Genomic DNA, 23,874 nt, shown 5'->3' with positions numbered 1-23,874 from the left:
CGTGAGCGAACTGTTCGAGGCCACCTCCGAGAATGACGCACGCTTGGCGCTGCGGGCGCAGGGACTGCTGGCGCACGCCAACCAGGCCGGGCTGGTCACCGCCCCCGATGTGCACGTCGCCGACCGGCTCGGGGTCCTGACCGGGGAGGATCGCCCCGAGGTGCTGCTGGCGGTGGCGCTGCTGAGCCGCGCCGCCCGCGCCGGCTCGACCTGCCTGGATGTGCGCAGCGTTGCCGAACTGACCCCGGAGGTGGCCTGGCCCGAGGGCGCCGGCTGGCCGGACCCGCAGGCGTGGTCGCAGGCCTGCCAGAGCGGGCCCCTCATCGAGGCCGGCGTGCTCCGGCACGAGTTCGGGCTGCTGTACCTGGACCGGTACTGGCAGGAGGAACGCCAAGTGTGCGCCGACCTGCAGCTGCGCCTGTCCCAGCCGCCGCCCCAGGTCGATGAGGACCGGCTCGCCTCTGCGTTAGAGCGGTTGTTCCCCGGGCAGAGTTTCGCTGAGCAGCGACAAGCCTCGCAGCGGGCGGCCCGGTCGTGGACGACGGTGCTCACCGGTGGGCCGGGCAGCGGCAAAACGACCACGGTCGCGCGGTTACTGGCGCTGCTGGCGGATCAGGCCGACGGCGCGCCGCTGCGCATCGCGTTGAGTGCCCCCACCGGTAAGGCCGCGGCTCGCCTGCAGGAGGCGGTGCTGAACGCCGCCGGTCACCTCACCGGGCCGGACGCGGCACGGCTCGAACAGTTGCAGGCCTCGACCCTGCACCGGCTGTTGGGCTGGCGTCCGGGGCATCGGACGAGGTTCGCCCACGACCGCAGCAATCCGTTGCCGCACGACATCGTGGTCGTGGACGAAACCTCGATGTTGTCCTTGACGATGACGGCTCGGCTGCTGGAGGCGCTGCGCCCACAAGCCCGCCTCATCCTCGTCGGGGACGCCGACCAACTCGCCAGCGTCGATGCCGGCGCCGTGCTGGCAGACCTGGTCGCCGGGTTGAGTGGGCGCGCGGACTCCCCGGTGGTGACCTTGCGCGGATCGCACCGCTTCGACGCCGGGATTCGGACGTTGGCCGACGCCATCCGGGACGGTGACGCCGATGCGCTGCTCGCGGCGCTTCGCAGCAGCGGACCGGAACGGGAACTCATCGAGGACGAGGACCCGCTGCCGAGGTTGCGGGCGCGGTTGGTTCGCCATGCCTGCGCCATCCGAGACGCGGCCCGGGACGGGCGGGGTGAGGAAGCGCTGGAGCTGGTCGGCAGGCACCGTCTGCTGTGCGCACACCGCCGCGGCCCCTTCGGGGTGCAGGCCTGGAACCGGCACATCGAACGCTGGGTCACCGAGGAGACCGGTGACCGGCTGTTCGAGCCGATGTATCTGGGGCGTCCGCTGCTGGTCACCGCGAACGACTACGGGCTGGAGTTGTTCAACGGTGACACCGGGGTCGTGGTGCGCGGCGAAGACGGATCACCGGTGGCCTGGATGAGCGGGGCCAGCGGTTCAGCCCGGCTGGGTGCCTCGCGACTGGGCGATGTGGAGACGATGCACGCCATGACCGTGCACAAGGCGCAGGGCAGCGAAGCGCAGGACGTGACGGTGCTGCTGCCCACCGACGATTCGGCGCTGCTCACCCGAGAGTTGCTCTACACCGCGATCACCCGCGCCCAGCGGCGGGTGTGCGTCGTCGGTTCCGAGGCGGTGCTGCGCGAGTCCCTGACCCGTCGAGCCCGACGCGCGACCGGCCTGGCCGAGCGCCTGGCCACCGGGGATGACTCAGCTGCCCAGTAGCTCCTGAGTGCGGGGGTCGGGACCGTCGAAGAACCGGTCGAGCACCGCGGTGAAGACCGACTCGTCTGGGGCGGCGCTGGCGAACAGGGTCATCGACGAACGCAGTTTCAGGGCGTCGATACCGCCGAAGATGGCCCGGGCATCAGATCCGGGGGCCTCCAGTGCCGCCTGGGCGCTCTCGAGCAGCCGCGGCCCGAGCACGGGATGGGCCAGGTAAGCGCGGGCCTGCTCCAGCCCGTGGATCGCGTAGTGCTGCGCGGTCGGGCTCGAGCCCAAACCGGCGATCTGGGGGTAGATGAACCACATCCAATGGCTGCTCTTGCGGCCGCGGCGCACCTCGGCCAGCGCTTGCTGATAGGTCCCGCCCTGGTCTTGGGCGGTTACGAAACGCTCCAGATCCGCTGTGGTCATGCGGTTCACCTCCGGTCGGTCAGAGTCGCGCCCCGCGACCGGTAGATCGCGGGGCGCAACACGGCGAAGTCTCAGCAGACCCGTTTCTGGGGCGCCCGAGCCGCGGTGAGCGCGGGGTCGCGCTGCACGACATCGCCGAGGGCCTCATCGATGCGGGTCATGATCGCCGGGTCCAGCTTCACTCCGGAGGCTTTGACGTTGTCCTCGATCTGCTCCGGGCGTGAGGCACCCACCAGGGCGGCGGCGACGTTGTCGTTCTGCAACACCCAGGCGATCGCCAACTGCGGCATGCTCAGGCCCGCGTCCTGGGCGATCGGGCGCAGCTTCTGCACCGCCTGCAGCACCGGCTCGGTGAGGAAGTCGCCCATGTTGCCGCCGACGTTCTTGTCGGCCGCGCGGGTGCCTTCCTGCGGCGCTTCACCGGGCAGGTATTTACCGGAGAGCACGCCCTGGGCCATCGGGCTCCACACGATCTGGGACAGACCCAGTTCGGCGCTGGTGGGCACGACCTCGTCCTCGATGACGCGGTACAGCATCGAGTACTGCGGCTGGCTGCTGATCAACTGGAAACCCAGTTCCTTGCTCAGCGCCACACCCTGCCGGATCTGCTCGGCGGTCCACTCGCTGACCCCGATGTAGAGCGCCTTGCCTGCGCGCACGATGTCGGCGAAGGCCTGCATCGTCTCTTCCAGCGGGGTTTCGGTGTCGAAACGGTGCGCCTGGTACAGGTCGACGTAGTCGGTCTGCAGCCGCTCCAAGGAGCCGTTGATCGACTCCATGATGTGTTTGCGTGACAGGCCGGTGTCGTTCTTACCTCCGGGGCCGGTCGGCCAGTACACCTTCGTGAAGATCTCCAGCGACTCCCGTCGCTGCCCCTTCAGCGCTTCACCGAGCACGGTTTCAGCCTTGGTGTTGGCGTAGACGTCTGCGGTGTCGAAGGTCGAGATGCCGTGATCGAGCGCGGCGTGCACGCACGCCGAGGCGACCTCGTTCTCGACCTGGGACCCGTGGGTCAACCAGTTGCCGTAGGTGATCTCGCTGATTTTCAAACCACTGTTGCCCAAATAACGAAACTCCATGGCAACACCGTAGTCCTGGCCTGCGGTCCCCGCCCGCGGGGTGAATCGGCAAGACACTCAACCCAAACGGCGTCGTTTGCCCCGCGGCGCCCTACGCTTCCGACATGCGTACCTCCCCCGCCCCCCTCGTGTTGTGCTTGGCGTTGGCCGCGTGTGCCGGCACGACGACGTCGCCGGAGGCGTCCCCGCAGTCGGGCAGCCAAGCCCCGAAGGAGTCTGCGCCGCAGTCCAGCGCGCCTGCGAGCGAGTCCGAAACTCCCGCCCCGGCAGGCACCATCACGTTGGCGTTCGCGGGCGATGTGCACTTCGAACGCCAGGTGGCACCGCTGTTGCAGGACTCCGACCAGGAGTGGGCCACTCGCCTCCCCGAGCTCGCCGCGGCCGACTTCGCGATGCTCAACCTGGAGACGGCGCTGACCGAGCGTGGCACGGCGCAGAACAAGAGCTACACCTTCCGGACCTCGCCGGTGGCGCTGGACAAGCTGGCCGCGGCCGGGATCGACGCGGTGTCGCTGGCGAACAACCACGCCGCCGACTTCGGGCGGGTCGGGGTCCAGGACACGCTGGCGGCGAAGGCGGCCAGCCCCATCCCGATCGTCGGGTTCGGCGCGAACGAAGCCGAGGCTTATGCGCCGCTGACGGTGGACGTCAAGGGCGTGAAGGTAGGCGTGTTGGCTTCGATGGAGGTGCCGGAGGAGACGTATGCCAACTGGTCGGCCGGGCCGGATTCGCCGGGCGTGGCCCAGAACATCCGCCGGGACCGCTTCACTAAGGCCGCCGAGGATGCCGTGGCCCAGCACGACCTGGTGGTGGCGTTCCTGCACTGGGGCACCGAGGGTACGACCTGTCCGAACGAGCGCCAACGGGAGACTGTGCGGGTGCTCAAGGACGCCGGGGTCGACATCATCGTCGGTACGCACGCGCACCGCCCGCAGGGTTCGGGCTGGAACGGGCGGACCTTCGTCGGTTACGGCACCGGCAACTTCATCTGGTACAACACCAGCGCTGACTCCAAGCCTTCAGGCGTGCTCACCGTCGAGGTCGATGCCGCCGCTGCCCATGAGCGGGGAGCGGCCGGGCCCGAGCAGCGGCTGACGCAGAAGTCGTTGGTCACCGGGTACACCTGGCATCCGAAGCTGATCGCCGACAACGGTATTCCCCGCACCCCGCGGGACTCGGCGGCCCGGTTGGAACGCCTGGCTGATGCCGCGACCCGATGCTCCGGCTTGGCGCAGTCGCCGAGCTGAGCGCGCAGTATCAGCGTGATGCAGCGCCTAGCCGCTGCGCACCTGGGAGCCAGTCGATCAGGAAGGTGCGCACCGGCCGGGGCGCAGCCGGGCTAAATCCCGATCACGTCGGCGGCGCGGGCTCCTTCGTGCACGACCTTGACGACGCTCTCGACCGTGGGCATGTGGACCCCGTGGTCTCGGGCCAACTGCAGCAGCGGCGCGCACGACTTGACGCCTTCGGCCGTCTGCGTGGTGACGGCCACGACCTCCTCCACGCTCAACCCGGTTCCTAGGTGGCGACCGAAACTCTGGTTGCGGGACAGCGGTGACAGGCAGGTCGTGCACAAGTCACCGACCCCGGCCAGACCGCGCAGGGTGGCCGGGTCTGCGCCCAGCGCGGCGCCCAGGTCGGCCATCTGGGCCAGCCCGGAGGTCATGATGGCCGCCTTGGCGCAGTCGCCCAGCCCGAGTCCGTCGGCCATCCCCACGGCCAACGCGATGACGTTCTTGACCGAACCGCCGAGTTCGCACCCGATGACGTCGCCGCTGGTGTACGGGCGGAAGTAGGGGGTGGCGCAGGCTTCGGCGAGGAACTCAGCGGTGCGCTGGCTCGCGCACGCGACGACGGTGGCGGAGGGTTCGCGCCGGGCGATCTCCTTAGCCAGGTTCGGTCCAGAGATCGCTGCGATGCGTTCCGGCCCCGCCCCGGTCACCTCCGCGATCACTTCGGTCATCCGTTTGGTGCTGCCGAGTTCGATGCCTTTGATGAGGGAGACGATCACCGTGTCCGCCGGGATGCAGGACCCCCACTCGGTGAGGTTCTGGCGCACTGTTTGGGCGGGCAGCGCGAGCACAAGGATGTCGGCCCCCTCCAGCGCTTCCTGCGGGTCGGTGGTCGCTTCGACCCAATCCGGCAGCAGCAGATCGGGTAGGTAACGCACGCTGCGGTGCTCCCGGCGCAAGTCATCGACCTCGTCGGCGAACTTGCCCCACATCCGTACCGGAATGCCGTTGTCGGCGATGACGGAGGCGAATGTCGTGCCCCAACTGCCGGTACCGAAAACAGCGACCCGCACCTGGTCGGACATCGTCACGGTCGACCTCCACTCGTTTGCCTCCGCGGTGGGGTCAGGTTAGTGGCCTCAGCGCCATTGGTAAGCGGGGGCGGACCAAGGTGTGGCGGGACACACCATCTACCGATCAGATCGCGGTGGCGCCGGCTGCGGTGTGGGTGTCATGGCGTCGCGGCAGATTCGCCGGGGCCTGTGGATGAGTTCGGCCGCTGCGCTAACGGTCTTTGTACGGTGCGGGCTCCGGGCGCCCTCAGGGTGTGCCCACCAGCCCGCGCTGTAGAACGGAGACCCAATGAGCGCCATAGCGTCGGTGGACAAGGGCCCCATCGGCCCCGCGTCAGGTCCGTTGCCGGGGGACCCAGCACAGATCGAGGAGGCGGCCGCGCAGCTGCGGCGTACCGGTGGGGAGTTGGCCGCGGTCAACTCGGCTTTGCCTGCCGCCCGAGCATCAGGCTGGGTGGGCAGCGAGGGGGATGCCTACCGACGCCACGTGGCAGAGCTTCGAAAACCCCTGGCGGAGATGACTTCGGCGATGACGGATGCCGCCGCGGTGCTCACCCGCTACGCGGGGGAGTTGACGCAACTGCAACAGCGCTACCGCCAGGCAGTGACCGAAGCGGTACAGGCCAGGGCGGCAGCGGCCGACGCCATCATGCTGCCCGTCTTCAGCTACAGCAACGACGGTTCGCTCACCGTGGGGCCGCCGCCGATGCCCGCCGGGGACCCCCGATGGCAGGAAGCGGTGCACCGGTGCACGCAGATCCGGGCTGAGGCCAGCGATGCCGCCGCGCGGGCGCGACAGTCGCTGGTTGCGCTGAGTCATCCTGCGGAGTTGCCGCTGCCAACGGTGAGCTGTCGGAGCCTGCCAGGCGACTTGGCGCTGTCCACTGAGTCGCACAAGCTTGTGCTCGCGGGCGGGTTGGGTGTCAGCGCTGAGGACTCAGCGCTAGTGCGTAGGGAGAGCCTTGCCGATGGGCGGGTGCGAGTCGTCATCACCGCCTCCACGGCGATGGGCAAGGGGGTATCGGCTGGGGCCGGGGTGAGTGCCTCCTGGGACGAGGAGAGCGCAGAGCTCGCATTGCGAGCCGACGCGGACAGCACCGGACGCAGCGGGTTGGAGAGCGTGGCGGTGATGCCGGCAGCGGAGGTCGATGACTACCTTCCCAGAGCTGGCGCAGCCATGGCCATGGCTCAGAACTTGCCGCAGGGTCTGCGTCAGGGGGTGCTGTTCGCCGCTGGTGCTGAGGCAGTCACCCAGGAGTCTTCTATCGAAGGCAAAGCGGGTGTCGCCGCTGCTGCCGGGCCGCTGCTTGGTGTGGGTGCATCGATGGCAGTGGCGGGGGCGGCGCGCCGCACGCAACGCCGCGACGCAAGCCTCACCCTGACTGGGCGTTACAGCGGCTCCGGCAATACCAGCGGCTACCGAGCCTCGGTAGCGGAACCGGTGGAGGGTCGCCGCAAGCGCGGCTCTGTGGAAGAGCGCGCTCAGGAATTGTCACTGACCCTCAAACCAGATGGCACGGCTGCCTTGGCGATATCCAGGCAGGATCACCTGCGCACAACGGCCCCTGGGGGGAGTACCAACACGATCACCACGACGACCGAGGAGGTCGCTCTCACTAAGGAGCAGCGACAAAGGGCCGAGCGGCTTCTTGCGACGCCGGTGTGGGACTCGCCAGCCGTGTCAGAAGCGGTTGAAGCGTTCCGGGAAGAGGTCAAGGACCAGACGACCACGACGACATCGACCTACACCGTGGAAGCTCAAAAGTACGGGGCCTCAGCCGATGCCGGGTTCGGTCTCAAGGCGAGCCTGGGTGCAAGGGTGGAAACGGAGCAGACGTCGTTGGCCGAGTTCAACGGCACCCGCTGTCTGAAGTCGGATGGAGCCGGCTGAGCGGCGGCGCACCTGCATCAGGTCGGCGCGGGAGGCGGCGGGCCGCTTGTGCTCGTAAGGTCGAATTCGCCCCTGGCTGAGCATGCCCAGGGTTGGGGCGTCAGTGGCAGGATGCCCACGTGGACACCGCTGTCGCCAACGTGCAGATCGACTCCCCGCGAACCAGGGTCACCCGCTGGGACCTGGCGCAGGGAACCAGCACCGGGCCGCACGTGCATCCGTTCGACTACATCGTGGTGCCACTGTCCAGCGGACTCATGCGGGTGACCATGCCGGACGGGACCCAGGTGCAGAACCAACTCGTCCCGGGGCGTTGCTATGCCAGGCCGGCGGGCACCGAGCACAACGTGCGCAACGATGACCCGGAGCCGGTGAGCTTCATCGAGGTGGAACTGCGCGAGCACCCGGTGCGACCCAGTGCCCTGGACGAGGCCGGGCACCCCATCGGGGTCTCGGTGCAGTTCACCCCGCCGCCGCCGCTGCAGGCGCTGCACACCCAGGGCCGTTACGTTCAGGTTTCCCCGTTGGGCAGGCAGCACGCCCCTGGGCTGTGGGAGGCCGTCCGCGATGACCCGAGTATTTGGACCTACCTGCCGATGGGACCCTGCCGAGACGTCGAAGACGTGGCAGAGGTGATCGAATCCTTCCTGGCCGACCCGGGGTTCGTGCCGCACGTCCTCACCGATCTGCACGGACAGGTGCTCGGCACCGCCAGTTACCTGCGGGTGCAGCCGCAGATCGGCTCGGCCGAGGTCGGGGGGATCATCTACGGCACCCGTCTGCAACGCACCTTCGCAGCTACCGAAGCGATGACCCTGCTCGCAGCCAACGCCTTCGAACTCGGCTACCGACGCTACGAATGGAAATGCGACGCCCTGAACGCGGCCTCCTGTGCTGCTGCGCTCCGGTTGGGCTTTCGCCCGGAGGGCATCTGGCGCAACGCGACGATGTATAAGGGACGCAACCGCGACACCGCCTGGTTCGCGATGACCGATGACGACTGGGCCCGCATCGAACCTGTCCACCGAGCCTGGTTGGCCAACACCGACCCCGCCCAGAGAACGCTGCATGCGTTTCGTCTCTCTGAAGCGGTAGCGAACGCCTTGACGCAATAGTCGATCACGGTCGGCCGCGCCTGGCCAGGTCGGGCGCCAGGATCGGATGAATCCGCGGTTAGCGCGGAGTAAGGAAGGAACGCCATGAACAGTGCCGCCACGGTTGCGGTGGATGAGTCGCTGCCCCTGGACGGGGTGAAGGTGGTCTCCATCGCGATCAACCTGCCGGGCCCCGCCGCGGCCGCCCGGCTGCGCGACCTGGGCGCGCAGGTGCTGACGGTGCTGCCGCCCGCCGGCGACCCGATGATGGGCTTCGACGCGGGGTGGTTCGCGGACCTGCACGCTGGGATGCAGCTGCGCACCTTGAACCTGAAAGACCCCGCCGACCGGAGCAGCCTGGATGAGTTCTTGGCCGAGGCTGACGTGTTCATCACCTCCTCGCGCCCAGCGGCGCTGCGCCGCCTCGGGGTGGACTACGAGAGCCTGCACGCGCGGTTTCCGCGGCTGTGCCAGATCGACATCGTCGGCCACCCCGGCGATGAGGCCGACACCCCCGGACATGACCTCACCTATCAGGCCAAGGGTGGGTTGATCCGCCCGCCGGCGATGCCGGCGACCTTCATCGCCGACCTCTCCGGTGCGGAGCGGGCGGCCGGTGAAGCCGCGATCGCCCTGCTCATGCGCGCCCGCACGGGCTTCGGGTCGCGGCGTGAGGTGGCACTTTCAGACACAGCCCTGGCCTTCGCCCAGCCGGCGCTGCGCGGCATCACCGACCCCCAGGCGTTCCTCGGCGGCGGGCACCCGCCGTACTCGATCTACCAAGCGCAGCAGGGGTGGATCGCCCTGGCAGCGTTGGAGCCGCACTTTCTGCGGACGACGCTGGCAGCCCTGCAGGTCGACGGTAGCCGCGAGGCCTTCGCTGAGGTGTTCCGCACCCGCACCGCCCTCGAGTGGGAGGCATGGGCCAGCGAGCACGACGTCCCCCTCGTCGCGGTGCGACTCCCGTCCCGGTCGGGGGAATGAGGGTCACCGGTAGTAGGCCGACCCCCGGACAGGCACTGCTGAGCAAGGCGCCATGGCGTTGACGCGCGCCGGAATGCGCCGGTACCTGGCTGACACTGCACCGCTGGCAAACCCGCATTTCCGGCGGCTGTGGACTGCCAACATCGCCACGGTGATCGGCGCGCAAGTGAGCATCGTGGCGGTGCCCGCCCAGATCTACGCCACGACCGGGTCTTCGGCCTATGTCGGGTTGACCGGCGCTTTCGGCCTGGTCCCGCTCGTCGTCTTCGGGCTGTGGGGTGGGGCACTGGCTGATGTCGCGGACCGCCGTACCGTCCTGCTGATCACGACGTGGGGTCTGATCCTGACCAGTGTCGCGTTCTGGGCGCAGGCCGCCATGGGTTCGCACAATGTGTGGCTGCTGCTGGGTATCTTCGCGGTGCAGCAGGCCTTCTTCGCCGTCAACCAGCCGACCCGCACCGCCGTGCTGCCCAAGCTCCTACCGGCCGCGCAGTTGCCGGCCGCGAACTCGCTGTCGATGACGCTGTTCGGGGCGGGTGCCGTTGCCGGGCCGCTCGTGGGCGGCGCGTTGATTCCGGTGCTCGGCTTTTCGTGGCTGTATCTGCTGCACACAATCACGCTCTTTCCGACGCTGTGGGCGGTGTGGAAGTTGCCGCCGCTGACGGTGCAGGGGGCGGTGGGTCGGCCCGGGCTGCGTTCGGTGATAGCCGGGTTCAGTTATCTACGCGGGCATCCGGTGCTGCTCATGTCGTTCGGCGTGGACCTCATCGCGATGTTCTTCGGGATGCCGCGAGCGCTCTACCCCGAGATCGCGCACGACTCCTTCGGTGGCCCGATCAGCGGCGGTTTGGCCTTCGCGATCCTGTTCGCGGCGATGCCAGCGGGGGTGCTGCTGGGCGGAGTGTTCTCCGGCTGGGTTTCTCGGGTGCGCAGGCATGGCCTGGCGGTGATCGTGGCCATCCTTGTGTGGGGGTTGTCAGTGAGCGCGTTCGGGTTGGCGGTGGTGGGGGCAACCGGGCCGAACGGAAGGCTGCTGGCGCTGGCGGCCGCCGCGCTGGCGGTCGGTGGCGCTGCCGACATGGCGTCCTCGGCCTTCCGGCAGAGCATGCTGCAGTCCGCCGCCGAGGATGACGTCCGCGGTCGCCTGCAGGGCGTCTTCGTCGTCGTTGTCGCCGGTGGCCCCAGACTTGCTGACGTCGCACACGGCGCGGCAGCCCAGGTGTGGGGGGCCAGCGCGACCGTCATCGGTGGTGGGGTGCTCGTCGTCGTCGGGGTGCTGGCCGCGGCCGCGCTCGTACCCGCCTTCGTGCGGTATCGCGTCTAAGCGGGCAGCGGGCACCATCCGGGGTACAGCAACGGGGCGGGCGCCCGGTCAGGCTGCCCGCCCCGTTGTTGCCGCTACCGCGGCCGTCGCTGACGCGACTGTTTGTAGGTTCAGCGCTCCTCGCGGGGCACCCAGTGCTGGTCGGTCGGGCCGACGTAGATCTGGCGCGGACGGTAGATCCGGCCCTTGGGGTCGTCGTGGATCTCTTTCCAGTTCGCGATCCAGCCTGGCATACGACCGATTGCGAACATCACCGTGAACATGTTCACCGGGATGCCCATGGCGCGCAGGATGATGCCCGAGTAGAAGTCGACGTTCGGGTACAGCTTGCGGCTGACGAAGTAGTCATCGGACAGGGCCGCCTCGGCCAGCTCGCCGGCGATCTCCAGCAGCGGGTCGTGGATGTCCAGTTCCTTGAGCATGTCGTCCGCGGCGGCCTTGAGGATCTTCGAACGCGGGTCGAAGTTGCGGTAGACGCGGTGCCCGAAGCCCATGAGCTTCACGCCGTCTTCCTTGTTCTTGACCTTCTTCACGTACTCATCGACCGAGATGCCACCGTCGTGGATCTGCTGGAGCATCTCGATGACGGCAACGTTCGCGCCACCATGCAGCGGGCCCCACAGGGCGCAGACGCCAGCCGAGCACGAAGCGAACATGTTGGCCTCGGAGGAGGCGACCATGCGCACCGTGGAGGTCGAGCAGTTCTGCTCGTGGTCGGCGTGCAGCAACAGGAACAGGTTGAGCGCCTTGGCGACGGCCGGGGTGGGCTCGTAGTCCTTGTAGGGCTTGGAGAACATCATGTGCAGGAAGTTCTCGGCGTAACGCAGGTCGTAACGCGGATAGACGATCGGCTCGCCCACGCTGGACTTGTAAGCCGCGGCGGCGATGGTGCGCACCTTGGACATGAGCACGGCGGCGGCCCGCTCGATGCTCTCGTCGTCATCGGCCTCCCACACCTCTGGGTCGTGCGCCGACAGGGTGTTGATCATGGCCGACAGGATCGCCATCGGGTGAGCGTTCGTCGGGTAGCCGTCGAAGTGCTTCTTCATGTTCTCGTCGAGCATGGAGTGCTCGGTGAGCATGGTGGCGAAACGGTCACGGTCGGCCTGGGTCGGCAGCTTGCCGAAGATCACCAGCCACGCGGTCTCGATGAAGGATGACTTCTCGGCGAGTTCTTCGATCGGGATGCCGCGGTAACGCAGAATGCCCTGGTCGCCGTCGATGAACGTGATTGCGGACGTGCACGAACCAGTGTTTCCGTACCCGCCGTCAAGGGTGATGTAGCCCGTTTCGGAACGGAGCTTACTGATGTCGATGGCACGCTCGTTCTCGGTGCCTTCGATGACGGGGAACTCAAATGGTGTTCCATCGAGCTCAATGCGGCATGTGTCACCCATAGGTGTGCCTCCTGTTCGGTCGTGGTATCGAAGCCAACCCTACGCACGTGAGGTGGTTCAGGTCACCACGGAGGTCACGCTCTTCGATCGTGTGACTGCGTTTCCGCAGGTATCGAGCCACCGGCGCTGCAGCTGCGGGCAGCGGTAGCTGCGCGCGGGGGCCGTTTCTGGGATGCCCTTACGCTCGCCCGAGGACCTCGGTGGATGTGAAGGGCGCTGCCGCCCACAGCTTTGGGTCTGATCCTCCAGGGTGGTGCAGGCGGCGGTTGTCGAGTCAGCGGGCAAGCTGACCCCTGTCTCTGCGCGGAGTCCCCGGGTGGGAGAGGATGTGCCCACCCAGCGGCGCCCACGAAGGAGGACGGCATGCTCCATGCCACTCGCGGAACCAGCGACGGCATCAGTCCGCGATGTTCACCCGGCGCCGTGAGCGGGTTGCCCGCTGGAGGGGGTGCACGGGAGGTCGGGTCCTGGTCGCGCCGGCCGCGCGGTAGGCAGCATCACCGGGAGGTTCCGAATGCCTGAGGGTCACGTCACGCACCGCATGGCCCGCTCGTACGAAGAGGATTTCGCAGGTCGCGCCACCCGCAGCAGCTCACCCCAAGGCAGGTTCGCGCACGAAGCGAGCATCATCGACGGGCGAACGCTGGAGGCTGCCGAGGCCTACGGGAAGCACCTGTTCTGCCACTTCGGGCAGGACATCGTGCACATTCACCTCGGCATGGCGGGCAAATCGAGTTGGCACCACGCCCAGGAGACGCAAACCAGTTCGCAGGAGCGTCCCGTCGTCGGGGCGGTCCGCTGGCGTCTGGAGACCGAGGAGTCCTGGTGTGACCTGCGCGGACCGGCGATCTGTGAATTGATCGACGAGTCGGGTCGCCAAGCGGTGCTGGCCAGGCTCGGACCGGATCCGTTGCGTGAGGACGCCGACCCCGAACAGGCCTGGAACCGAATTCAGCGCAGTTCGCTGCCGATCGCAGCGCTGCTGATGGACCAGAAGGTGATGGCTGGGGTCGGCAACATCTTCCGCGCCGAAGCGCTGTACCGAGCGCAACTGGATCCGATGATGCCCGGGACGGCGCTGCGCAAGGCCGAGTTCGATGAGCTGTGGGACGACCTCGTTGGTCTGATGCACGCGGCAGTGGCACGTGGTCGCATCGACACGGTGCGCCCCGAACACGAACCCCAGGTGACGGGCCGCGCCCCGCGCCAAGACCGGCATGGCGGCGAGGTCTACGTCTACCGCCGGGACGGTCAGCAGTGCCACGTCTGCGGCGCGTTGGTGCGTACCCAGGTTCTGGCTGGTCGTAATTTGTTCTGGTGTCCCGGCTGCCAGCCACTTTCTCGGCGGGCGGCCGCGGTCGCCGCCCGGCGGGCCGCCAAGGATGCTGCCGCTGCACATCGCGTCGCCGAACGGGCGGCGTCGAAGCACTCGACCGATGAGGGAAGCGCCCTGTGACCGACGGAATGTTTCTGATTCAAGACCCGCTGGACCCGCAGCGCGCCGCTGAGCTGGCTATTGAAGAGGCCGCGAACGCTGATCTGGCTGACGCGGTGCGCGCCATGGTGGATGCCTGTGTTCGCACCCGGTTGCAGCCCGAGGATGTCGGCGCGGTGGCGACGCGGGTACGGCAGCTCACCGCCGAATTACTCGCTGTCGCCCAAGAAGGCCCCCTCGGGTTGGAGGTCACGTCCGACGGGCGTCTGCGCGACCACGGCAACCCGGCGGTGGGTGCGCGCAACCCCATCGCTCCACCGCTGCGGATCATCAAGGACGCCGCCGCTGGGCGCTGCGAAACCAACTTCGACCTCGGTGCCGCTTACGAGGGCCCCCCGGGACACATCCACGGCGGCGTGATCGCGCTCATCCTTGATCAGATGCTCGGGACGGTGCCCGCCCTCATCGGCAAACCCGGCATGACTGCCTCGCTGTCGATGGCGTACAAACGGCCCAGCCCGCTGGGTCCGGGCAGCGCGAAAGCCTGGGTCGAGTCCGTCGACGGGTGGAAGACCCAAGTTCGAGGTTGCCTCATGGACGCAGAGGGGCGCACGACGGTCACCGCAGACGGGCTGTTCATCGTGCCCAAGTGGGCGCGGGACAAGTTGAGCAGCCCGCAGAGCGACGCGGGCGACTTCTCGGTGCCCAACCCCGGCGCGTAGGTGCTCCGGGCGGGGCTCCCCGGAGCTTGACCTGACCCGCCAGGACAGCCAATTCCTTTGGTACTGGGCTGGAATGCCGATGAGTTCGCTGTCGGAACTCACTCAGGAGCATTCACATGAACGCTACGGCCATCGGGTCTGCAGCAGCGCAGGACCACACCCCCTCGGGGCGCACAGCCAGCCTGCGCACGCAGTTGTACGCGATCGGGCTCATCGGCTTGCTCGGTCTGCTGATCTTCGGGGGCCTGTCCATGCTCAACATGGGCAATCTGCGCGCGGAGAGTCAGCAGGTGGAGGGCTCGGCGCACGCGGCGAGGAAGTCCGGCAACATCGAGTACCAGATCGCTCGGGTGCGGGCCCGTCAGCTGGACTACGTCTTGGACTACAAGACCCAGGGTGTGCAGGCCTTGGAGAAGGACGCCGTCAAACGCAAACGCTTCGTGGAGGCTGCAGACGCCACCACCCGCGACCTCAAAGAGTTCCCGACCGAATATCTGGACGCCACCCAGCAGCAGCGACTGAGCCAGATCCGCGACAACTACGCCGAGTACCTGGCCGCTGACGCTGAAGCGGTCAAGACCTACCGCGCCGAATCCCCCAGCAGTGACGCTGCGGGGGACCGACTCATGGACCAGTCCCGAGACTTGGTCGTGGCTGCGTTGGAGCTCTCCGGGGAGATGGTGCAGCAGAGCGATCAGGCGGTCACCGCGGAGACCCAGAACATGGGTCAGCAGATCGCCGGCGCCCGAGTGATCACCTTGGTGTTGTTACTGGTCCTCGCCCTGTCGCTGTTCGTGCTCACGGCCTACATCGTGCGCCGTATCCTCAGCGCCGTCGCAGGGCTGCAACGCACGATCGACGCCATGGGCCGTGGTGATTTGACGGTGGCACCGCAGATCGTCCGCAATGACGAGATCGGGCAGATGGCTCAGGCCGCAGACCGGGCCAGGTTGTCGATGTCCAACGTGATCAGTCAGGTCGTCGAAACCACCGCCGCCGTTCACGCCTCAACCGACGAGCTGCGCACCATGATCGCCGAGCTCAGCTCCAACGCCGAGACCGGGGCCGCGCGCGCCGGGGGGATTCACACCTCGGCTGAGAACGTCTCCAGCAACATTCAGACGGTTGCGGCTGGTACTGAGGAGATGACGGCTTCGATTCGGGAGATTTCGAAGTCGGCGAATGATGCTGCTGGGGTTGCTGCTTCGGCGGTGGCGGTGGCGGATCAGACGAATGCGACGGTGGCGAAGTTGGGTGAGTCCAGTATTGAGATCGGGAATGTCATCAAGACGATCACGAGTATTGCTGAGCAGACGAACCTGTTGGCGTTGAACGCCACGATCGAGGCTGCCCGTGCTGGTGAGGCTGGTAAGGGTTTCGCGGTGGTGGCGAATGAGGTGAAGGATTTGGCGCAGGAGACGAGTAAGGCCACTGAGGACATCGGTTCGCGGGTGGAGGCTATTCAGGCTGATACTCAGGCCGCTGTTGCTGCGATCAGTCAGATTTCTTCGATCATTGCTCAGATCAACGACACTCAGGCCACGATCGCTTCGGCGGTGGAGGAGCAGACGGCGACCACGAACGAGATGGGCCGCAACGTCCAAGACGCAGCCACCGGAGCCGGGGAAATCGCCACGACCGTGGGCGGCAGCGTGCGCGGATACGCCGCGACGTTGGAGAAGACCACCGCGGTGCAAGCGCGCGCCGACGACGTCAACGCCCACGCGCAGCGGCTGGAGGATCTGGTCCGGCACTTCACCACCTGAGTCCGGGGATACCGTGAGGGAATGACGCGCAGCTGCGGGGCACGATTGCAGGTTCGACGGCTGAGTAAGGCCTTCTCTGGACGCAGCGTGCTGAACGAGGTGAGCTTCCACGCCGACCCGGGAGAGGTCGTGGCGCTGCTGGGATCCAACGGCGCCGGTAAAACCACCCTGCTGCGTTGCATCGTCGGTGCTGAGGACCTCGACGAGGGAACGGTCACCCTGGATGGGGAACCGATGCGCGACACCGACCCCGGCATTCGCCGCCGGGTGGCGGCCGTGCTGGATGACATGGCGTACTTCACCGATGTGACGGTCTGGGAGCACCTCGATCTGCTGGCTCGGGCCCACGGCAACGACACCGATGAGGACATCGTCGATGACGCCCTCGCAGCGCTGGCCTTGACTCATGTCGGCGACCAGGTGCCTGACACCCTGAGTTCGGGGCAGCGCCGGCGTCTCGGTCTGGCCACGACCCTCGTGCGCCCCTTCGACCTGCTGTTCCTCGACGAGCCGGAGCAGCGCCTCGATGAGGCGGGTCGGGCCTGGCTGGCGACCTACCTGCGCGGCCTGGCTGACTCCGGGCGCACCGTTGTGATGGCCTCCCACGATCCCGAACTGGTCCGCTCGACGGGGGCCCGCGTCGTGCACCTGGAGGAGATCGCGTGAGCGGATCGCCGGAACCGCCGCCGCCAACGGACCCCGAGGACCCCCGCGACCGCGAAGAACTCGGCGACTTCGCCCCAGAGGATCTCCCCTTCGCGCCGGAGCCGGGAGCCTTGCGCCGGTGGGGCGGTGGGGTGCCGATGCCGCCGCCGATGCCGAATCAGCTCGCGGATCTGGCCGAGCGTCGGACCTGGGCGCTGGATGCCTTCGACACCATCACCGACGCCCAGCGCGCCGAAGCTAAGGTCCGTGGCGACGTCGGACGTTTCGGTGAGATCTACATCGTCTTCCTGGCGCTTGTACTCGTTGCGGCGATGGGCTTTTCTGGGATGCGAGGGGTCTTCACTCCCACCTGTGCTGCCTGCACCCCGACGCTGCGCTCGATGCTGGGTTTGGGAATCAGCGCGGCAGCTATCGGCGGGGTGCTGCTGTTGGCCGGGTTGCTCGGTCCCCTGGGCCTGGGGCGTGCCCGCCGGGTGTTTCTCGGCGAATCCCCGGCGGATCGCGCTGTTGTCGTTCGTGGCCCGTTGGGGGCGATCGTTCTCGGTTGTGCGGTGGCCGGTGCGTTGTGCGGTGGGGCAGCGGCCTTGGCTGGGTTCGGATCCGGCGCTGAGGTGGCGGGGCTGGTGGTGTCGTGCGCGGTGACCGGGGGGCTGCTGGGGGCCAACCTGGTCCTTGCCGCGGCGGTGCTGCAGTCGCGCCGCAACGCTTCGGCGCTGGTGGTTCGCTGCGGCGGCGCCTTGTTGGGCTGCGGCTCGCTGTTGCTGTTCGCGGCCGTGAACCCTTCCAGCACAGCGTTGTTCCCGACCGGATCCGCTCACATGGTCGGTGCCTTCGCGCAGCTGTTGCCGCCCCTGCTCCTGGCGGCGGCCTTGCTGGGGGCTGCCTCGGCGCTGCTGTTGGCGCGCCGGGTGGCTGACTCTGCCCGCCGGGTTCCCGCTGCCGAGCTGGCCAGAGGGGGCGAAGTGGCGGAGGCGTTGATCTCCTCCACCCTCATGCTCGACATCTCCGCTTCATCGGCCTTGGCTGAGCGCCGCTCGCTGGCCAGGCGGGGGTGGTTCCGTTCGCGGCGAATGGGCGGGCGAGGAGCGTGGGCGTTGATGCGCACCGACCTGCGTCGGCTGGCGCGGCGGCCGTTGCCCTTGCTGGTGGCAATGGCCTGGGTACCGATCCCGGCGGTGGTCGCCTCCCTGCTGGGGCCGAAGGTGGCCAGCGTGGTCGCGTTGCTGTTGGCGGTGGGGATCGGAAACACGTTGTCGTCCGGGTTACGCACCTGGACCCGGGCTGCTGCCTTGCAGCGAGGTTTGCCGCTGACTCCGATGGCTGCGCGGTTGGCGCTGCTGTTGGCCCCAGCCCTGGTGGTGTCGGTGTGGACTGCACTGGCATTCGGGCTGGCCGGGCTGGACAGCCAGGTGTGGTCGGTGCTCACTTTGGCGTGCTATGCCGCTATCTTGCGCTGCGCCAAGCCATCGGAGATGGCTACGGCGGCCGCTTCGGTGGCGGTGACGCCGATGGGAGCGATGCCGGTGGGGGTCGTCGCGGCTCTCGTCCGTGGGCCGGACATCGCAGCGATCCCGGTGGCTTTGGCGCTGCTGGGTGAACCGACCTCGGGATTGTTGGCCGCTGCAATGTTCTTGTGGTTCCAACTCGTGGCCGGGTCTCGACAGCGCTGATGTGCGCTGGGAGCGGCTAGCTGCCGGTGTCGGCGAGTTCCCGGTCGTAGGCGCGTATCGCCGCGGTCGCTGAGGTGATGACGCGGATGGCGGCCTCGATCTCGGCGTCGCTGTGGGCTGCCAACGCGGCGTGGGTATGTGCGGCCAGCGGTCCAAAGAAGCCTGCAGCGACGGCGTAGCCGTGTTCGGCATAGCGCAGGATCACTTTGCGCCGGTCTTTGGGATCTTTGTCGCGCTGCACATGCCCGGAGGTGACCAGGCGCTCGACCAGGTAGGTGACGGCCCCGGTGGACAGGTCCAGCTCGGCGGCCAGGGCGCTGGCGCTCAGGGGGGCGCCTTCGTTCTCGGCGACGTAGATCGCAGTCAGCGCGCGAAAGTCGGTGGAGTGCAGCTTCTCGTGGGCGCTGAAGCGATGCTCGATATGGGTGGAGGCATGGGACAGGGCCGCCAGCACTTGGCCGAGGCTCTGTTCCCGCTCAAGGCGCGAGCTCTGCGCAGCAGCAGGGAGGTCCTCGGTCATTGAGGCAGTCTAGAGCGCATATGTCTCATTCGCTTGACCTTTAAGTCAATGAGATATCGTGGCGAAATGAGCTCGACTGCCAGCACGCCTCACTCCTCCCGCAATCTGCAGTCGTCAGCCCGCGGGCCCTGGCCGAGTCTGGCGCGGTTGGTCTCTCGTCGTGGCTCGGCCTTCCTGCTGCTACTGGCCCTGTTGCTCGTCGGCGCCGTGATGGCAATTGGTTCACCCGAGGGCGGCACCGCCTCGCCCGACACCTTGCCTGCGAATGCTGAATCCGCTCAGGTGGACAAGGCGCTGGCAACCTTCCCTGATTCGGGGGTGGTGCCCGCGATCGCCGTATTCAGCCGCCGTGACGCCCAGCCGTTGAGCCCGGCTGACCTCACTGCCGCGGCGCAGTCCCGCGAGCGGGCGATGCAGGTCGACCGGGGCGTTCCAGCCTCCGCTGAGCCTGCCGGCCCGGCGTCCCCTGCTGGCGCCGGTGGCCCCACCTCTCAGGCGCCGGCTCCCGGCGCCCCCACTGCAGCCCCCACCGCGCCGGCAGCGTCGGCGCCCGTGGGCGCACCTGCCCCCACCGGTGCGCCGGGTCGCCCGCAGGATGACGCGGCCCCGGCCGGGCCGCCGGTGCTCATCCCCGCCCCTGACGCTAAGGCGGCCATCGCGACCATCCCGCTGAACTCCGAACTGTCCGGTTTCGAACTGACTGCCGTCGTGGACCAGATCCGAGCTGCCGCCGCCGCGGACCTGCCCGAGTCGCTGCAGGTGCAGGTCACCGGCGGGCCCGCGTTCGGGGCCGACATCGCAAATGCCTTCAAGGGCGCCGACTTCCAGCTACTGGCCAGCACTGCGCTCGTGGTCGCCGTGTTGCTGCTCATCACCTACCGTTCCCCGATCCTGTGGCTGCTCCCGCTGATCGTGGTGGCCTTGGCCGACCGCACTGCCGCCGTGCTAACCGAGAACCTCGCCGCCGCGTTGGGTTTTCCACTGGATGGGTCCACCGGCGGGATAACCAGTGTGCTCGTCTTCGGGGCGGGCACGAATTACGCCCTCCTGCTCGTCTCGCGGTACCGCGAAGAACTACGGCGCACCCCCGATCATCGCCTGGCGTTGGCGCGGGCTGTGCGCGGCGCCGGACCGGCGATCCTGGCCTCGAATGTGACCGTCGTGCTGGCGCTGCTCATGTTGTTGTTCGCGACCCTGCCCAACACCCGCCTGCTCGGCTTCGCCGGGGCGGTGGGCCTGCTGGTAGCCGTCCTGTTCGGGTTGTTCGTCCTGCCGCCGGCGCTGGCCCTGGCAGGGCGACGGTTGTTCTGGCCCTTCATCCCTCGCGACGGCGACCCTGAACCCGCCGCTCGCGGCGGCTGGTTCACGGTGGCCACGTTCGTTGCTGCGCGACCGTTGGCCGTGCTGCTGGCCACCATCCCCATCCTGCTGCTGTTCGCCTCCGGCCTCTTCGGGGTCCGCATCGGGCTCGACCAGATCGACCAGTTCCGGGTCAAAGCCGAAGCGGTCGAGGGTTTTGAGACACTGCGGGCGCACTTCCCGGCCGGGGAATCCACCCCGACGAGCGTGGTGGCGCACACCGAAGCGGCGCCAGCAGTGCAGGAGGCGATCACCGCTACTTCAGGGGTGGAGCATGCCGCGCCCACCGGCGTGTCCGAGGGCGGCTTGACCCGCTGGCGAGTGGTACTGGAAGCCGAGCCGGGCACCTCCGAAGCGCTCGCCTCGGTGCAGGACCTGCGGGCCTCGGTGCGGGCAGTGCCGGGCGCTGAGGCGATCGTGGGTGGCTCGGACGCCAAAGACCTGGACAGCCGTGATGCCTCTCGTGCCGATGAGTTGCTCTTGTTCCCGCTGATTCTGGGAGTCGTCCTGCTGGTGCTGTTCGTGCTGCTACAGGCGCTGTGGGCGCCGTTGCTGCTCATCGTGGCCACCACCTTGTCGGCGGTGGCGGCGATCGGCGCCGGAGCGTGGCTGTCCATCCACATCCTCGGCTTCCCGGCGATCGACACCTCGACACCGCTGTTCGCGTTCCTGTTCCTGGTGGCGCTGGGCGTCGATTACACGATCTTCCTCGTCACCCGGGCCCGGGAGGAAACCCCGGCGCACGGCACCAAGGACGGCATCGTGCGTGCGGTCGCGCTCACCGGCGGGGTCATCACCAGTGCGGGCGTGGTCCTTGCTGCGGTGTTCGCGGTCCTGGGGGTGCTGCCGCTGATCACACTGACGCAACTGGGCATCATCGTCGGTTTGGGCATCCTGCTGGACACCTTCGTGGTGCGCACCCTGGTCATCCCGGCGATCTTCACCCTGGTCGGGCGGCGGGTGTGGTGGCCCTCGGCGCTGTGGCGGGTGCAGGACCCCACCCCGCGCTGACGTCTGGGGTGGCCGGAGCCGCTCCGCTACGGGCGCCGAACGGGGCGCAGGTAGGTCCCCTTACGAAGCTGCACGAGGGCGGCGCGGCTGCGATGGCCCTTCCCGGATGGTTCCGTGCACCCGATGTGCGCGCCCGCAGTGGGTCGTGACGGGCCTGGGCACCGCGGGCATCCCGCTGCTGTTCGGCAGGCTCATCTTGCTCTTGTGGGCGAGCTCTGCGGCGGGCGTTGCGGCGCGACCTCGCAGGCAGCAAGTGCGAGCCCCCGCAACGGTGGGCGCCGGTATCGAGCTCAGCGGCGCCAATCGTCCAGTGGATCAAGGCTGGAGCGGACGACCTTGCCGCGGAAGGCCGGCAACTCCTCATCCGGTAGTTGCTCGTCGGTGACGATGAGGTCCGCCGCGTCGATCTCGGCGATGAAACCGACGCATCGGCGCCCGAAGCTCTGACTGAGAGCCAGGACGCAGCGGCGTTTGCCGGCTTGCAGCATCGCCCGCTGCGCCGAGACCCGCCACGGTGCCGTCGTGGTCAGGCCGGCGTACGGGTGAAGCCCGTCGACCTCGAGGAAGACCCAGTCGGCGCGCTGCGCCTGGTAGAAGTCGGCCGTCAGGGAGCCGGAGGTGGTGGGGGCGGACGAGCCGTCGCGCAACTCTCCCGGGGCCACGATCACTTTGAACCCGCGGTGGTGGGCCAGTGCCTGCGCGGAGCGCAGATCGTTGGTGATCAGGCTGAGGTCTTCCAGGTCGAACAGCAGCGGGACTAATTGGTCGCAAATCGGGCCACTGCCCAGGATGAGGGAGTCTCCGCTGCGGACCATCCGTCTCGCAGTGGATGCGACCGCGAGATGCCCTTGCTCCACCCGTGGTGCTGCCGGCTGCGCAGGCTCGTCCTGGCGAAGCCGGACCCCGCCGTGCAGGCGGTCCACCAGATCGTGTTTGCCCAAGGCCTGCAGGTCGCGCCGGATCGTCGAGACATCAACGCCCAGCCCCGATGCCAGATCTTTGACCTCGACGTAATCACCCGAGCGCAATTGCCCCATGATGAGTCGCTGTCGCTCAGTGAGCCGCATCAGCGCTCCTTCTTTTACGTGCCGCCTGCACGGATTCGTGTACCCGGTTCCCACCGTACCCGCCGAAACCCGTCCCCAAGGGCCTTGATGCGACCCATCTCACCGGCTCAGATGCTGGCGTAACGGTTGACAGGAACGGATTCGTGCGCGACGGTGAGATTTCTGCACGATTTCGTGCAGAAGGACGGATCGACTCGCGCAGCCCCCGATGCGCGAGTCGATCCGCCCCTTCAACAGCGGTCGGTTCGCCGGCCACTGCACCCCCGGGACGCGCTCGCGCCTGGGTCGACCGCTCAAAGGAGAGTGATCGCATGCGCATCTCGCGCGCGGCCACCAGCATCGCCGCTCTGAGTCTGCTCGCCATCAGTGCGTGCGGATCCGTCGACAGCACCGCCCCGGCAGGCGAAGCAGCAAGCCCCGCCGCCGACGGCCAAAGCCAATCCGCTGCCGCCGGCAGCGAAGACGTCGCTCAAGGCGCCTACGTCAACGTCGTCAAACTCACCGGCATCGCCTGGTTCGACCGGATGAAAGTCGGCGTGGAGGAATTCGCCAAGGAGTCCGGACAGAGCGCCGTCCAGACCGGCCCCTCCACCGACAGCCCAGAACTTCAGGTGGGGATCATTCAGGGCCTGATCGCCAAAAAGCCCGCCGGGATGGGCATCGTTCCTTCCGACCCTGGCGCTGTGGACGCGGTCATCGGCCAGGCCAAGAGCGCCGGCATCAAGGTGGTCACCCACGAGGCGCCGCAGCTGAAGTCCCCGGATGCCGACATTGAAGCCTTCGACAACGCCGTCTACGGGCAGAAGATCATGTCCGGCCTCGGCCAGTGCATGCAGGGCGAGGGTGAGTACGTCCAGTTCGTCGGCAAACTCACCGCAACCACGCACATGGCCTGGGCGAACGCTGGTTCTGCCGAGCAGGAGAAGACCTTCCCCAAGATGGTGCGCATCGGTGACCCGGTGGAATCCAGCGACAACGCCGACGTCGCCTACCAAAAGGCCAAGCAGCTGCTGCAGGCCCACCCCAAGCTCAAGGGCTTCACCGGCGCCTCCAGCCAGGACGTGCCCGGCATCGCCCGCGCCGTTCAAGAGGCCGGCCTGCAGGAAGACACCTGCGTCCACGGCACCGGTGTCCCCTCCGAGACAAAGCAGTACCTGACCGACGGATCGATCGACTCCATCTACTTCTGGGACCCGGCTGCTGCCGGCCAGGCCGTGATGAAGGCGACGCAGATGCTCGCCGAAGGCAAACAGCTCAGCGACGGTATGGATCTGGGCGTCGAGGGCTACACCAAGATGAAGCAGTCGCCGGACAACCCCAAGGTCTTCCTCGGTGACGCCGCGCTTTCGGCGACCAAGGACGACGTCGACTCCTGGGGTTTCTGATCCCG

Annotated in this window: 19 protein-coding genes; 13 read left to right on the top strand and 6 right to left on the bottom strand. The window is 67.9% G+C overall.

Annotated elements, in window-relative coordinates:
- Nucleotide 1 precedes the first annotated feature (1 nt).
- Nucleotides 2–1,783 (top strand): exodeoxyribonuclease V subunit alpha, encoded by a 1,782-nt coding sequence (gene recD, locus G9V96_RS09115; protein ID WP_210424371.1) that lies wholly within the window; start codon nucleotides 2–4, stop codon nucleotides 1,781–1,783.
- Here recD and G9V96_RS09110 read toward each other — a convergent pair.
- A complete protein-coding gene (locus G9V96_RS09110) occupies nucleotides 1,769–2,194 on the bottom strand; it encodes a DUF1810 domain-containing protein (RefSeq protein ID WP_168582746.1) in 426 nt (141 codons plus the stop codon). The genes recD and G9V96_RS09110 overlap by 15 nt on opposite strands.
- Before the next feature lie 71 nt (nucleotides 2,195–2,265).
- Nucleotides 2,266–3,273, bottom strand: coding sequence for an aldo/keto reductase family protein (locus tag G9V96_RS09105; RefSeq protein ID WP_168582745.1), 1,008 nt, complete (start codon nucleotides 3,271–3,273; stop codon nucleotides 2,266–2,268).
- A 104-nt stretch (nucleotides 3,274–3,377) separates the two neighbouring features.
- Here G9V96_RS09105 and G9V96_RS09100 point away from each other — a divergent pair, with 104 nt between their 5' ends.
- Entirely contained in the window at nucleotides 3,378–4,520 is a 1,143-nt protein-coding gene (locus G9V96_RS09100; RefSeq protein ID WP_168582744.1) for a CapA family protein, read from the top strand.
- A gap of 92 nt (nucleotides 4,521–4,612) precedes the next feature.
- Here G9V96_RS09100 and G9V96_RS09095 read toward each other — a convergent pair whose 3' ends face one another.
- Nucleotides 4,613–5,590, bottom strand: a complete 978-nt coding sequence (locus tag G9V96_RS09095; RefSeq protein ID WP_168583944.1) for an NAD(P)H-dependent glycerol-3-phosphate dehydrogenase — start codon at nucleotides 5,588–5,590, stop codon at nucleotides 4,613–4,615.
- A 277-nt stretch (nucleotides 5,591–5,867) separates the two neighbouring features.
- Here G9V96_RS09095 and G9V96_RS09090 point away from each other — a divergent pair, with 277 nt between their 5' ends.
- The 4 genes from G9V96_RS09090 to G9V96_RS09075 all read left to right on the top strand — a co-directional run bounded on the left by G9V96_RS09090 (nucleotide 5,868) and on the right by G9V96_RS09075 (nucleotide 10,871).
- Nucleotides 5,868–7,469: a WXG100 family type VII secretion target gene (locus G9V96_RS09090; protein ID WP_168582743.1), complete on the top strand. Its 1,602-nt coding sequence runs from the start codon at nucleotides 5,868–5,870 to the stop codon at nucleotides 7,467–7,469.
- A gap of 119 nt (nucleotides 7,470–7,588) precedes the next feature.
- Complete coding sequence (locus G9V96_RS09085; RefSeq protein WP_210424370.1) at nucleotides 7,589–8,584, top strand: GNAT family N-acetyltransferase; 996 nt, start codon at nucleotides 7,589–7,591, stop codon at nucleotides 8,582–8,584.
- 84 nt (nucleotides 8,585–8,668) lie between these two features.
- On the top strand, nucleotides 8,669–9,547 hold the full coding sequence (locus G9V96_RS09080) for a CoA transferase (RefSeq protein WP_210424369.1): 879 nt from the start codon (nucleotides 8,669–8,671) through the stop codon (nucleotides 9,545–9,547).
- A gap of 52 nt (nucleotides 9,548–9,599) precedes the next feature.
- Complete coding sequence (locus G9V96_RS09075; protein ID WP_226913248.1) at nucleotides 9,600–10,871, top strand: MFS transporter; 1,272 nt, start codon at nucleotides 9,600–9,602, stop codon at nucleotides 10,869–10,871.
- A 110-nt stretch (nucleotides 10,872–10,981) separates the two neighbouring features.
- Here the strand turns inward: G9V96_RS09075 and G9V96_RS09070 are convergent, their stop codons facing one another.
- Nucleotides 10,982–12,268, bottom strand: coding sequence for a citrate synthase (locus G9V96_RS09070; protein WP_168582742.1), 1,287 nt, complete (start codon nucleotides 12,266–12,268; stop codon nucleotides 10,982–10,984).
- A 514-nt stretch (nucleotides 12,269–12,782) separates the two neighbouring features.
- Here G9V96_RS09070 and G9V96_RS09065 point away from each other — a divergent pair.
- The 5 genes from G9V96_RS09065 (at nucleotide 12,783) to G9V96_RS09045 (ending at nucleotide 18,527) form a co-directional block, all read left to right on the top strand.
- The gene (locus tag G9V96_RS09065; RefSeq protein ID WP_168582741.1) at nucleotides 12,783–13,724 is read left to right on the top strand and encodes an Fpg/Nei family DNA glycosylase; all 942 of its coding nucleotides are present in this window, start codon (nucleotides 12,783–12,785) and stop codon (nucleotides 13,722–13,724) included.
- On the top strand, nucleotides 13,721–14,425 hold the full coding sequence (locus tag G9V96_RS09060) for a PaaI family thioesterase (RefSeq protein ID WP_168582740.1): 705 nt from the start codon (nucleotides 13,721–13,723) through the stop codon (nucleotides 14,423–14,425). Before G9V96_RS09065 ends, G9V96_RS09060 begins: the two co-directional genes overlap by 4 nt.
- Nucleotides 14,426–14,541: 116 nt before the next feature.
- Nucleotides 14,542–16,191 carry a methyl-accepting chemotaxis protein gene (locus G9V96_RS09055; RefSeq protein WP_226913247.1) on the top strand — a complete coding sequence of 550 codons (1,650 nt, stop codon included), beginning with the start codon at nucleotides 14,542–14,544 and terminating at the stop codon, nucleotides 16,189–16,191.
- Nucleotides 16,192–16,212: 21 nt separating this feature from the next.
- Complete coding sequence (locus tag G9V96_RS09050) at nucleotides 16,213–16,857, top strand: ABC transporter ATP-binding protein (RefSeq protein ID WP_168582739.1); 645 nt, start codon at nucleotides 16,213–16,215, stop codon at nucleotides 16,855–16,857.
- A complete protein-coding gene (locus G9V96_RS09045; RefSeq protein ID WP_168582738.1) occupies nucleotides 16,854–18,527 on the top strand; it encodes a DUF6297 family protein in 1,674 nt (557 codons plus the stop codon). Before G9V96_RS09050 ends, G9V96_RS09045 begins: the two co-directional genes overlap by 4 nt.
- 16 nt (nucleotides 18,528–18,543) lie before the next feature.
- Here the strand turns inward: G9V96_RS09045 and G9V96_RS09040 are convergent, their stop codons facing one another.
- A complete protein-coding gene (locus G9V96_RS09040; protein ID WP_168582737.1) occupies nucleotides 18,544–19,047 on the bottom strand; it encodes a MarR family winged helix-turn-helix transcriptional regulator in 504 nt (167 codons plus the stop codon).
- A 66-nt stretch (nucleotides 19,048–19,113) separates the two neighbouring features.
- Here G9V96_RS09040 and G9V96_RS09035 point away from each other — a divergent pair, with 66 nt between their 5' ends.
- Nucleotides 19,114–21,417 (top strand): MMPL family transporter, encoded by a 2,304-nt coding sequence (locus G9V96_RS09035; RefSeq protein WP_226913246.1) that lies wholly within the window; start codon nucleotides 19,114–19,116, stop codon nucleotides 21,415–21,417.
- 290 nt (nucleotides 21,418–21,707) lie between these two features.
- On the opposite strand, the gene G9V96_RS09030 is transcribed toward G9V96_RS09035, so the two are convergent.
- Nucleotides 21,708–22,484 (bottom strand): DeoR/GlpR family DNA-binding transcription regulator, encoded by a 777-nt coding sequence (locus G9V96_RS09030; RefSeq protein WP_168582736.1) that lies wholly within the window; start codon nucleotides 22,482–22,484, stop codon nucleotides 21,708–21,710.
- A 311-nt stretch (nucleotides 22,485–22,795) separates the two neighbouring features.
- Between G9V96_RS09030 and G9V96_RS09025 the strand changes: the two genes are divergently transcribed.
- Nucleotides 22,796–23,869: an autoinducer 2 ABC transporter substrate-binding protein gene (locus tag G9V96_RS09025; protein WP_168582735.1), complete on the top strand. Its 1,074-nt coding sequence runs from the start codon at nucleotides 22,796–22,798 to the stop codon at nucleotides 23,867–23,869.
- The last annotated feature ends 5 nt before the right edge of the window (nucleotides 23,870–23,874 follow it).

The sequence above is a fragment of the Gephyromycinifex aptenodytis genome (assembly GCF_012277275.1).
In the GTDB taxonomy this organism is placed as follows: domain Bacteria; phylum Actinomycetota; class Actinomycetes; order Actinomycetales; family Dermatophilaceae; genus Gephyromycinifex; species Gephyromycinifex aptenodytis.
The sequence above is the reverse complement of the archived record's forward strand: the minus strand, read 5'-3'. Positions and strand labels throughout refer to the sequence as shown.